1 protein-coding gene is annotated in these 1,336 nt (G+C 64.1%); it reads left to right on the forward strand.

What is annotated here, in order from left to right; translation table 11 throughout:
- The first annotated feature begins 79 nt into the window (after positions 1–79).
- The gene (locus EN745_RS34830; RefSeq protein WP_126056960.1) at positions 80–1,270 is read left to right on the forward strand and encodes an integrase core domain-containing protein; all 1,191 of its coding nucleotides are present in this window, start codon (positions 80–82) and stop codon (positions 1,268–1,270) included.
- The last annotated feature ends 66 nt before the right edge of the window (positions 1,271–1,336 follow it).

Consider the following 1,336-nt stretch of genomic DNA (forward strand, 5'->3'; position numbering starts at 1 on the left):
TGTCCGAACCGGATAGATAGGTAACAGAATGGACCGATTGCATAGGTGACAGTTTTCTCCCTCGCCGGAGGACCCGGCGATGGTTTGGCGAGAGACTGGCATCATGGACGAGCGGCTTCGTTTTGTAGTGGATTGCCTTTCTGGCGAAGAGACGATGAGCGAGCTTTGTGCGGCCTACGGAATTTCGCGCAAGATCGGCTATAAATGGCTGGGTCGCTACCGGGAGTTTGGCCCGGAAGGTTTGCACGATCGGCCGCGAGCGCCGCTCAATCATGGCCGTGCGACAGCCCTTGATCTTGTCGAGCGGATCGTGGCGGCGAAGGAGACGCATCCGCTGTGGGGGCCCAAGAAGATCGTGGCGCGGCTCAAGCGCGCGGCTCCCGACTTGATCTGGCCGTCGGCCTCGACGGCAGGCGCTATCCTTGCACGGCATGGGCTTGTCAGCGCCCGCAAGCGGACCCGGCTGCGGGCCTGCGGCAATGGACCTTGGCCGGAGCCGCAAGGGCCGAACGCGGTGTGGACCGGCGATCACAAGGGCTGGTTCCGGACCCGTGACGGGTGGCGTTGCGAACCGTTGACGGTGATGGATGCGTCGAGCCGCTACTTGCTGGCGCTCGAAGCGACCGGCTCGACGGCGGATGCCGAGGCCTGGCCGGTATTCGAGCGGCTGTTTGAGGAGCATGGCCTGCCGGACCGGTTCCGAAGCGACAATGGCCCGCCCTTCGCGTCGGCCGGTGTCACCGGGCTGACACCGCTTGCGGTGCGCTTCATCAAACTCGGCATCGCCCTGGAGCGGATCGCGCCCGGCAAACCCCAGCAGAACGGGCGCCACGAGCGCTTTCATCTGACCCTGTTGCCGCTGGCCGAGGCACCGGAGGCCGACAGGGCGGCCCAGGGCCACGCCTTCGAGGCCTTCCGGCGCAGCTACAATGAAGAACGTCCCCATGAGGCGCTAGGCATGGACACTCCAGCCCAGCATTACAGATCCTCCCGGCGCGCCATGCCGACGATGCCGCCCGAGCCTGATTATCCGGCCGAGGCCGCGGTCCGTCATGTACGCCACAATGGCGAGATCAGGTGGAACGGCGGCTTCGTCTATGTCTCGCAGGCACTGGTTGGTGAAGCTGTCGCGGCCGCCCAAACCGAGGATGGTCAATGGGCTCTTTCCTTCCATGCACACCAGCTCGGCATCATCGACACAAGGCGTATGACGCTTGTCCGCTGCAGCGCCGCGCTAACCAATCCGCTTGGCGCTGCAGCGGACAAATAGGGGGAGAACTGTTACCTATGTATCCGGTTCAAACTGTTACCCATCTATCGGCTGGACACCGGCAGG

The sequence above is a fragment of the Mesorhizobium sp. M4A.F.Ca.ET.022.05.2.1 genome (genome assembly GCF_003998845.1).
Taxonomy (GTDB): domain Bacteria; phylum Pseudomonadota; class Alphaproteobacteria; order Rhizobiales; family Rhizobiaceae; genus Mesorhizobium.